Raw genomic sequence first — 9,121 nt, forward strand, 5'->3', positions numbered from 1 at the left:
CGTGACGGCCCCGACGGCCGCAGCGGTTGCGACGGCAGCGCAGGCGATGACCACGACGACGTCGCCGGCGGCGCGCTCCAGAAGCGTGGCGGGGATCGTCGGCAGGATCAGGGCCAGCCCGATGACGGTGCCGATGAACCGGGCGCCGCTGGAGCCGGGTCCCGTGAACCACCGATCGTGCGGAAACCGGGTCGCGGCGTCGTCGTCGTGGCTCACGACGTCTCGGTCGGGATCGGTTCGGCCGGCAACTTGCGCACCTTCGCCCGCCGACGACGGCGTTCCGGGATCATCGAGCGCATCTCCTCGAGCTTGCCGAAGCAGAGCAGCCGGTCGCCGGCCTCGAGCACGGTCCCCTTGCGCGGGTTCGGGATGACGGTCGACCCGCGGTTCACCGTGAGCACCGTGATGTCGCGGTCTCCGAGCTCGGATTCGCCCAGCGTCTTGCCGACGAAGTCGCCGTTGTTGTGCACCAGGATCTCGGCGACGCCGTAGCCGGTCGAGACGCTGAGCCGCTGCCGCACGTCGATCTCGGGGAAGGCCACCTGGTTGGCGAGGTAGTCGATGATCGCGCCCGCGACATCCAGCTGCGTCGCAGTCTCGATTCCCTCGAGGCCCGGCGAGGAGTTGACCTCCATGACAAGCGGTCCGTCGGCGCCTTCGAGCATGTCGACGCCCGCGATGCGCAGCCCCATGATCTGCGCCGAGCGCACGGCGACCTGCTCGTACTCGGGGGTGATCTCGATCTTCTCGACGCTGCCGCCGCGGTGCACGTTCGAACGGAACTCGTCGCCCTGCGCCGTGCGCCGCATCGCCGCGACGACGCGGTCGCCGACGACGAGGGCGCGGATGTCGCGGCCGCGGCTCTCGGCGACGAACCGCTGGATGAGCACGTTCTGCCGCGTCGACTGGAGGGTCTCGATGATCGCCTCGGCCGTCTTCACCTCCGGGGCGAGGATGACGCCGATGCCCTGGGTGCCTTCGAGCAGCTTGATGACGACGGGGGCTCCGCCGACGCGCTCGATGGCCGGGCGCACGTCGGCGCGGTTGCGCACGAACGCCGTCGCCGGCATCCCGATGTTGTGGCGGGACAGGATCTGGGTGGCCCGCAGCTTGTCGCGCGCGTTGGCGATGCCGTTCGCGGTGTTGGGCGTGTAGACATCCATCTGCTCGAACTGCCGCACGACGGCGGTACCGAAGTAGGTGATCGACGCCCCGATGCGCGGCAGGATCGCGTCGTAGTCCGACAGCGGGCGTCCGCGGTACTGGAGGTCGGGTTCGGCTCCGGAGAGGTCGATCGCGAACCGCAGGGTGTTGAGCACGCGCACCGTGTGACCGCGCTGCTCGGCGGCGGCGCGCAGCCGCGCAGTCGAGTACGACTTCGGGGCGCGCGAGAGGATCGCGAGTTTCATGGGGAGCCCTCGGGGTACGAGAAGATGGTGGCGTGGCCGAGCCCTCTCATTCAAACACCCCGGACCGGCAGGTGACGCTGGCGGGGTGGCGGGAATGGGTGCAACTTCCGGAGATCGGCGTGCCGTGGATCAAGGCGAAACTCGACACCGGGGCGCGCACGTCGTCGCTGCACGCCTACAAGATCAAGCGGTTCGACATGGACGGCGCCGACTGGGTGCGATTCCGGGTGCGGCCGTGGCAGGAATCGACCGAGGACGAGGTCGTCGTGGAATGCCCGGTGCACGACGTGCGCAGCGTCCGTAGCTCGTCGGGCCACGTGCAGGAGCGGATCGTCGTGAAGATGCGCCTCGAGCTGATGGGGCGTCGGGTGACCGCCGAGGTCACCCTCAGCAATCGCGACGCGATGGGTTTCCGGATGCTGATCGGCCGCCAGGCGCTGCGGCGCCGATTCGTCGTGGATGCGGGCAGCTCGTTCCTCGGCGGCCGGGCGCCCCGGCCCATTCGGCGTCGTAACAGGGGACGACCGGCAGAATCGACCACGTGACCGACCCGAGCTCCCCCGCGCACGACGCCGCCCCGGCCTGCTACCGGCATCCCGACCGTGCGACCTATGTGAGCTGCCAACGCTGCGGACGCCCGATCTGCCCGGAGTGCCAGACGCAGGCCGCGGTCGGCGTGCACTGCCCGGAGTGCGTGCGCGAGGCGCGCGCCGCGGCGGCGACGCCGGGGGCACGGGTCGCGCGGGCGCTGCGACCGGGACGCTCGATCGTCACCTACGTGCTCATGGGGCTCATCGCCGTCGCCTACGCCATCCAGTGGATCAGCGGGCAGGCGCTCACCTCGGCGTGGGTGCTCAACCCGACCCTCGTCGGCGCGGAACCGTGGCGCCTGCTGACCTCGGCGTTCCTGCACTCCCCGACCGCGATCATCCACATCCTGTTCAACCTCTACGCGCTGTACGCGTTCGGACCGGCCCTGGAATCGTTCCTCGGTCGGGCTCGGTTCCTCGCGCTCTTCCTCATCACCGCGGTCGGCGGCTCGATCGGGGTGCTCGCGATCTACGAGCTCGCGATCCTCACCGACGGCGCGATCATCGAGGCGACCGGCGGCTTCCTCTCGCCGAGCTCGGCGCTCGGCGCCTCGGGGGCGATCTTCGGCCTGATGGGTGCGTACCTTCCGCTGCGGCGGGCGATCGGGGTGAACGTCACCCAACTGCTGATCGTGCTCGGCATCAACGTCGTCATCGGCTTCGTCGCGGGCGGCATCGCGTGGGAGGCGCACCTCGGTGGGCTGGCTGTCGGTGCCGCGATCGGCACCGTGTTCCTGCGCACCCGTCGGCGCGAGCAGCGAAACGTGCAGATCGCGGCGATCGCCGGGATCGCGGCCGCGCTGCTGGTGGTGTTCGCGCTGTTCGTGGCGAGCGCCCCCGCCTACTACGGTCTCTGACGGCTCCCCCGTCGCCCGACCGTGAGGGATCCCGTCGTCTCGTCACCTCCTTAGGCGATCGAGACGACGTGGTTTACCCTCGAATGGGGGCCGTGCCGTCGACCTCTCCCGAACGCGGAAGGAGGTTCCGATGTCCCGATCCCCGTCCGGCGGATCAGGCGCTCATCCGCATTCCTTCGCGACCATCGAATCCCCCGGCCTGCCGAGCGTCCAGGTCGACCTGCCTTCGGAGTGGGTCGATGGCGGCGTCACCTACACCCTCACCCGTCTCGAGGCCACGGCCTGGGAGGTCGCCGTCGATGGCGTGCAGCTCGGCCTCCTCACCCACCTGCCTCCGATGATCATCGGCGACGAGGCGGCCTGGCGCATCGGCGACCCGAACGAGCAGTCGCTCGGGGTGGGAGTGAGCTGGGCGTCGTGGGAGGACGCCGTCGCGAACCTCGGCGACTACCGGCGCGAGTACTGACCGCTCCGGCGGCCTACTCCCAGAAGCCGTCGTGCACGGCGGCGGCTTCGTCGACGAGCGCGGGGCCGGCGACATCCACCGGTCGGCCTCCGGCGGCGAACACCTCGCGGCAGGGCAGGGCCAGTGTCGGCTCCCCGTCCTGCGCGGGGACCATGTCGCGCAGGGCATCCTCGCCGAGGGCGTAGACCACGCGCCCGATGCCCGACCAGTAGATCGCGCCCGCGCACATCGCGCACGGCTCGGTACTCGTGTACAGGGTGCTCGCGCGCAGCTCGTCGTGGGAGAGTGCCCGGGCGGCCAGCCGCACGACGTTGGTCTCGGCGTGCCCGGTGGGGTCGCGCTCGGTGACGACGGAGTTCATCCCCTCGACGACGCGCCCGTCGGGGGCCACGACGATCGAGCCGAACGGATGATTGCCGCCGGCTCTGGCCTGCGCGGCCAGGGCGATCGCGTGCCGGAGGTGCCCCGCGTCTTCGACGGAGACGACACGGGGTTCGGGCGCGGAGGTCATGAGGCCACGATGAGGGCAGTGCCGGATGCCGCCGCGAGCGCCGCGCCGTCGTCACCGATATCGCCCGCGGTCACCCAGGTCTCGAACTCGTCGAGGGTGCCCACCATCCCGAGGTCGCGGCGCCCCAGCTTCGTGGCGTCGGCGACCAGCAGGCGCCGGACCGAGGCGTCGATCATCGCCCGCTTGACCTCGGCCTCGGGGAGGTTGACGTTCGTGATGCGGCCCCGGTCGTCGATGCCGGTGCAGCCGATGATCGCCAGGTCGACGTGCATCCCGGCGAGGGCGCTCGAGACCATCGGGTTCACCAGGGAGTGCTGCAGCGGGCGCAGCGTGCCGCCGGTCAGCAGCACCGTGAACCGCGGGATGGCGGGTTCGAGCGCCAGCGCGATCGACAGCCCGTTCGTGATCACGACGAGGTCGGTGAGGTCGGAGCGGGCGACGAGGGCACGTGCGACGGCGAGGGTGGTCGAGCCGACGTCGAGCAGGATGCTGGCGCCGTCGGCGACCAGGCCCGCCGCGCGACGGCCGATGCGCTTCTTGGTGTCGGCGTCGAGTTCGGCGGTGGTCTCGACCGAGGCCTCGCGCACGGAACCGGTGGCGGGCAGGGCCCCGCCGTGCACCCGCCGCAGCACCCCCGACCGCTGGAGCCCGTCGAGGTCGGCGCGCACGGTGACGTCGCTCACGCCGAGCTCCGACGACAGGGTGGCGACCGAGACGAATCCGTCGACGGCCAGGCGCTCGAGGATGGCTTCCCGTCGCGCCTCGGGTGGGGTGCTGTCTTCGATCTTCACTTCGCAAACCTTTCGAAAGCACAAGCGGCGGTTTCCTTATCCTAAACGCGTGCCTCCGATCACCCAGCACGTCGCGCAGCTCGCCGACGGCCGCGAACTCATCTACTTCGACGACGCCGACACCGCCCTCGGACCGGCGCGCGCCGTGGATGCCCGCGTGCTCGACCCGCGCCCCGCGACCGCGACGATGCGCCAGGACGTGCTGACCGGCGACTGGATCTCGATCGCCGCCGGGCGCCAGAACCGGGTGTTCCTGCCACCGGCCGACCGCGACCCGCTTGCGCCGCAGTCGCCGAGCAATCCCTCGGAGATTCCGGCGCACTACGACGTCGCGGTCTTCGAGAACCGCTCCCCCTCGTTCGGACCCGGGCTCGCCGGCATCCCCGACTCGCCGCGCGGTCTCGACGACCTCGCCGAACTCGGCCTCGGTCGCACGCGCGCCGCGGTGGGCCGCTGCGAGGTGGTGTGCTTCAGCCCCGAGACCGAGGGGTCGCTCGGCGGCCAGACGGTGAGCCGCGTACGTACCGTCGTGGAGGCGTGGGCCGAGCGCACAGCAGCCCTCTCCGCGCTGCCCGGCATTCAGCAGGTGTTCCCGTTCGAGAACCGCGGCGTCGAGATCGGCGTCACCCTCCACCACCCGCACGGGCAGATCTACGCCTACCCGTACATCACGCCGCGCACGCAGCGAACGCTCGACGCCCTCACCCGCACGGCGCCCGACCTGTTCCAGCGCATCCTCGACTTCGAGCGGGCGGGCGATCGGGTCGTGCTGGCCGGGGAGCACTGGACCGCGTTCGTGCCCTTCGCCGCCCGCTGGCCGGTCGAGGTGCACCTGCTGCCGCACCGCCACGTGCCCGACCTCGCGGCGACGACCGACGCCGAGCGCGACGAGCTGGCGGTGCTCTACCGACGGCTGTTGCGCGGGGTCGACGCGCTGTACGACACCCCGACGCCGTACATCGCCGCCTGGCATCAGGCCCCGGTGCACGTCGCCCGCGACACCGCCCGGCTGCACCTGCAACTCACCTCTCCGCGACGGGCGGTCGACAAGCTGAAGTTCCTCGCCGGCTCCGAGGCGGCGATGGGTGCCTGGATCGGCGACGTGCTGCCCGAGCAGACGGCTTCGCAGCTGCGCACGGCTCTCGAGGCGGTCGACGCGTGAGCGCCGGCATCCGCTCGCTCTTCCGTGCTGCCTACAGGGCCGACCCGCTCGGCGTCTGGTCGGCCCCCGGGCGCGTGAACCTGATCGGCGAGCACACCGACTACAACGACGGCTTCGTGCTGCCGTTCGCCATCGACCGCCGCACCACGGTCGCCCTCGGGTTGCGCGACGACAACGTGATCCGGCTGGCGAGCACCTTCAGCGATGAGACCGTCTCCCTGACCCTCGCCGACCTCGACGCGGCCGTCGCCGGCGGTCGGGTGACCGGCTGGGCGGCGTATCCGCTCGGCGTCGCGTGGGCGCTGGGGCAGCTGGATGCCGACCTCGCCGGTGCGCGCGGCGTCGACCTGCTGATCGACTCCGACGTGCCGGTCGGGGCCGGGCTGTCGTCCTCCGCCGCGATCGAGAGCGCCGTCGCCGTCGCCCTCGACGAGGTGTGGGCGCTCGGCCTCGACCGTCGCACCCTGGCCCGCGTCGGGCAGCACGCCGAGAACGCCGTCGTCGGCGCGCCGACCGGCATCATGGACCAGTCCGCGTCGCTGCTCGGCATCCGGGATGCCGCGGTCTTCCTCGACTGCCGAACCCTCGAGACCCGCACGATCCCGCTCGACCTCGCGCCGAACGACCTGGCCGTGCTCGTCATCGACACCCGCGTGCACCACTCGCACGCCACCGGCGGCTACCGCGACCGCCGCGCGTCCTGCGAGGCCGGGGCGGCAGCCCTCGGGGTGCCCGCGCTGCGCGACCTCGGGGTCGACGACCTCTCGCGCGCCGAGGGGATGCTCGACGATGTGACCTTCCGCCGCGTGCGGCACGTCGTCACCGAGAACGCCCGCGTGCTGAGCACCGTCGACGCGCTGGGCTCGGGCGGGCCCGCCGCGATCGGTTCACTGCTGGATGCTTCGCACGTCTCGATGCGCGACGACTTCGAGATCTCGGTGCCGGAACTCGACCTCGCGGTGTCGGTGGCGCGGGAGAACGGTGCGCTTGGGGCGCGGATGACCGGCGGCGGGTTCGGCGGGGCGGCGATCGCGCTCGCGCCCGTCGCAGAGCTCGAGCGGATCGGGGCGGCCGTCGTGGACGCGTTCGCCGGGGCTGGTTTCGCGGCGCCCGAGTTGTTCCCGGTGACCGCGTCCGACGGCGCACGGCGCGAGGACTGACCGACCTCGGACCGCGTCGGAGAAACGAGAAAGCCCCGGGATGCCCGGGGCTTTTCTACTGCTGGGGTACCTGGACTCGAACCAAGAACAACTGAACCAGAATCAGCCGTGTTGCCAATTACACCATACCCCAATGGCCCTGAGCCGAAGCCGGACCGACTGACCACTCTACCGCACCGGGAGCACCCGTCGACGCGCCCCGGGGCCGCGGACGATCAGGTCACGACCTCGAGCATCTTGCGGCGGGAGGTTCGTCCTCGCCGGATCGCCACCCGAGACGGCGAGACCCCGAAGTGGGCGGCGACGGCCCGTTCGACGGCGTCGTTGGCCGCGCCCTCGATCGCCCGCTCCCGCACGTAGACGATCAGCGCGCCGTCGGGACCTTCCTCGACGAGCGGACCCTTCGACGAACCCGGCTTGACGTGCACGGCGACGAGCTCCGCCATCCCGATCAGCCGAGGTGCCGGCGGAAGCGCTCGAGGCGGGCGAGCGTCGCCTCCTTGTCGAGGATCTCCATCGACTCGAACAGCGGCGGCGAGATGCGCCGACCCGACAGCGCGGTGCGCAGCGGACCGAAGGCATCCCGGGGCTTGAGGCCCGCGCCCTCGATGAGTTCGGCGCGCAGCGCCTCCTCGATCGCGGCGGTCGAGAAGTCGTCGAGCTGCTGGAGCACGGCGGAGGAGGCCTCGAGGATGCGACGGGCCTGGTCGGCGTCCTTCGGCAGCGCGTCGTCGTCGTAGGTCAGCGCGTCGGTCGGCGTGAACAAGAAGGCGAGCAGGCCGGGCGCTTCGGAGAGCACCGTCATCCGCTCCTGGACGAGCGGCGCGGCCTCGCGCAGGATCGCCTGCTGGTCGGGCGTCGGCGGGTCGGCGACGAGCCCGGTCAGGTAGGGCAGCAGCCGCGCCTGGAAGTCGTCGGGGGCGAGCATCCGAATGTGGTCGCCGTTGATCGCGTCGGCCTTCTTCTGGTCGAAGCGGGCCGGGTTCGGGTTCACGTTCACGATGTCGAACGCCTCGGTGAACTCGGCTTGAGTGAACACGTCGCGGTCGGCGGCGATCGACCAGCCGAGCAGCGCGAGGTAGTTGAGCAGACCCTCGGGGATGAACCCGCGATCCCGGTGGTGGAACAGGTTCGACTCGGGGTCGCGCTTCGACAGCTTCTTCGAGCCCTCACCGAGCACGAGCGGCATGTGGGCGTAGCGCGGGATGACGTCGGTCACCCCGATCTCGATCAGCGCGAGGTACAGGGCGATCTGCCGCGGCGTGGACGAGAGGATGTCCTCCCCCCGCAGCACATGCGTGACGCCCATGAGCGCATCGTCGACCGGGTTCACGAAGGTGTAGAGCGGGGCGCCGTTCGGGCGCACCACCACGAAGTCGGTGAACGAGCCCTGCGGGAAGGTGATCTCACCGCGGATCAGGTCGTCGAAACTCAGGTCGGAGTCGGGCACCCGCAGGCGCAGCGACGGCTGACGGCCCTGCGCCCTGAAATCTGCGCGCTGCTCCTCCGTCAGGTCGCGCTCGAAGTTGTCGTAGCCCTGGCGCGGGTCGCGGCCGGCGGCGACGTTGCGCGCCTCCATCTCGTCCGGGGTGACGAAGCTCTCGTAGAGATGCCCCGACGCCTTCAGCCGCTCGACGATCTCCAGGTAGATCTCCGTGCGCTGCGACTGCCGGTAGGGCCCGTGCGGGCCGCCCTTCTCGACGCCCTCGTCCCAGTCGATGCCGAGCCAGGTGAGCGCGTCGATCAACTGGAGGTAGCTCTCCTCGCTGTCGCGGGCGGCATCCGTGTCCTCGATGCGGAACACCATCTTGCCGCCGGTGTGGCGCGCGTAGGCCCAGTTGAACAGGGCGGTGCGCACCATCCCGACGTGGGGCGTGCCGGTCGGGCTCGGGCAGAAGCGGACGCGCACATCGGTGCCCATGGCGGTGGAGAAGGGGAGCGCTGACACCCTTGCGAGCTTAGGGCGCGGGGCTCAGGGCGCGGAGACCCGTCGCCGACTGTCGAGCAGTGCCCACGCCGCGCCCCCGGCCAGTGCGAGCGCGATCACGGCCCCGGCGAGCAGGGTCGGCGCCGAGGGCTGCACGATCGACTCGCCGGCCAGCGCCTGCACGGTCACCAGCGCGAGCACGGCGACGTAGCCCGCCGCGCCGAGCGCCACGAGCCGGGCCCGGGTGC

General features: G+C 71.3%; 11 protein-coding genes, 1 tRNA gene and 1 pseudogene. 5 read left to right on the forward strand and 8 right to left on the reverse strand.

From position 1 onward, the window contains the following. Positions 1–216 (reverse strand): hypothetical protein (locus ACILQS_RS13550; RefSeq protein ID WP_395640661.1); only part of this gene is annotated, 216 nt, incomplete at its 3' end. Then, positions 213–1,409 carry a RimK family alpha-L-glutamate ligase gene (locus ACILQS_RS13555; protein ID WP_395640662.1) on the reverse strand — a complete coding sequence of 399 codons (1,197 nt, stop codon included), beginning with the start codon at positions 1,407–1,409 and terminating at the stop codon, positions 213–215. The genes ACILQS_RS13550 and ACILQS_RS13555, both read right to left, overlap by 4 nt. Before the next feature lie 32 nt (positions 1,410–1,441). Between ACILQS_RS13555 and ACILQS_RS13560 the strand changes: the two genes are divergently transcribed. The 3 genes from ACILQS_RS13560 to ACILQS_RS13570 all read left to right on the forward strand — a co-directional run bounded on the left by ACILQS_RS13560 (position 1,442) and on the right by ACILQS_RS13570 (position 3,322). Continuing rightward, positions 1,442–1,954 carry an ATP-dependent zinc protease gene (locus tag ACILQS_RS13560; RefSeq protein ID WP_395640663.1) on the forward strand — a complete coding sequence of 171 codons (513 nt, stop codon included), beginning with the start codon at positions 1,442–1,444 and terminating at the stop codon, positions 1,952–1,954. Next, positions 1,951–2,856 carry a rhomboid family intramembrane serine protease gene (locus ACILQS_RS13565; protein WP_395640664.1) on the forward strand — a complete coding sequence of 302 codons (906 nt, stop codon included), beginning with the start codon at positions 1,951–1,953 and terminating at the stop codon, positions 2,854–2,856. The genes ACILQS_RS13560 and ACILQS_RS13565 overlap by 4 nt, the downstream gene beginning before the upstream one ends. A 130-nt stretch (positions 2,857–2,986) precedes the next feature. Then, positions 2,987–3,322 carry a hypothetical protein gene (locus ACILQS_RS13570; RefSeq protein ID WP_395640665.1) on the forward strand — a complete coding sequence of 112 codons (336 nt, stop codon included), beginning with the start codon at positions 2,987–2,989 and terminating at the stop codon, positions 3,320–3,322. A 13-nt stretch (positions 3,323–3,335) separates the two neighbouring features. On the opposite strand, the gene ACILQS_RS13575 is transcribed toward ACILQS_RS13570, so the two are convergent. Both ACILQS_RS13575 and ACILQS_RS13580 read right to left on the reverse strand, forming a co-directional pair. Then, positions 3,336–3,833, reverse strand: a complete 498-nt coding sequence (locus ACILQS_RS13575) for a nucleoside deaminase (protein WP_395640666.1) — start codon at positions 3,831–3,833, stop codon at positions 3,336–3,338. Continuing rightward, complete coding sequence (locus tag ACILQS_RS13580; RefSeq protein ID WP_395640667.1) at positions 3,830–4,624, reverse strand: DeoR/GlpR family DNA-binding transcription regulator; 795 nt, start codon at positions 4,622–4,624, stop codon at positions 3,830–3,832. The genes ACILQS_RS13575 and ACILQS_RS13580 overlap by 4 nt, the downstream gene beginning before the upstream one ends. Positions 4,625–4,673: 49 nt before the next feature. Between ACILQS_RS13580 and galT the strand changes: the two genes are divergently transcribed. Beyond that, positions 4,674–5,786, forward strand: coding sequence for a galactose-1-phosphate uridylyltransferase (gene galT, locus ACILQS_RS13585; RefSeq protein WP_395640668.1), 1,113 nt, complete (start codon positions 4,674–4,676; stop codon positions 5,784–5,786). Continuing rightward, on the forward strand, positions 5,783–6,946 hold the full coding sequence (gene galK, locus ACILQS_RS13590; protein ID WP_395640669.1) for a galactokinase: 1,164 nt from the start codon (positions 5,783–5,785) through the stop codon (positions 6,944–6,946). The genes galT and galK overlap by 4 nt, the downstream gene beginning before the upstream one ends. Positions 6,947–7,007: 61 nt before the next feature. On the opposite strand, the gene ACILQS_RS13595 is transcribed toward galK, so the two are convergent. From ACILQS_RS13595 to ACILQS_RS13610, 4 genes and pseudogenes are all read right to left on the reverse strand, one after another. After that, positions 7,008–7,079 (reverse strand) — tRNA-Gln (locus tag ACILQS_RS13595). A gap of 82 nt (positions 7,080–7,161) precedes the next feature. Next, positions 7,162–7,392, reverse strand: coding sequence for a DUF167 domain-containing protein (locus ACILQS_RS13600; protein WP_395640670.1), 231 nt, complete (start codon positions 7,390–7,392; stop codon positions 7,162–7,164). A 5-nt stretch (positions 7,393–7,397) separates the two neighbouring features. Then, a complete protein-coding gene (gltX, locus tag ACILQS_RS13605) occupies positions 7,398–8,867 on the reverse strand; it encodes a glutamate--tRNA ligase (protein ID WP_395640671.1) in 1,470 nt (489 codons plus the stop codon). Positions 8,868–8,918: 51 nt separating this feature from the next. Further along, a pseudogene (locus ACILQS_RS13610) lies at positions 8,919–9,121 on the reverse strand (hypothetical protein); the annotation flags it as partial.

It is taken from the genome of Pseudolysinimonas sp. (assembly GCF_044239695.1).
In the GTDB taxonomy this organism is placed as follows: Bacteria; Actinomycetota; Actinomycetes; order Actinomycetales; family Microbacteriaceae; genus Pseudolysinimonas_A.

Coding starts and splice junctions, on each gene's coding strand:
- ACILQS_RS13600 (WP_395640670.1), bottom strand. CDS start 7,392: ATGGCGGAGCTCGTCGCCGTGCACGTCAAGCCGGGTTCGTCGAAGGGT.
- ACILQS_RS13575 (WP_395640666.1), bottom strand. CDS start 3,833: ATGACCTCCGCGCCCGAACCCCGTGTCGTCTCCGTCGAAGACGCGGGG.
- gltX (WP_395640671.1), bottom strand. CDS start 8,867: ATGGGCACCGATGTGCGCGTCCGCTTCTGCCCGAGCCCGACCGGCACG.
- ACILQS_RS13570 (WP_395640665.1), top strand. CDS start 2,987: ATGTCCCGATCCCCGTCCGGCGGATCAGGCGCTCATCCGCATTCCTTC.
- ACILQS_RS13555 (WP_395640662.1), bottom strand. CDS start 1,409: ATGAAACTCGCGATCCTCTCGCGCGCCCCGAAGTCGTACTCGACTGCG.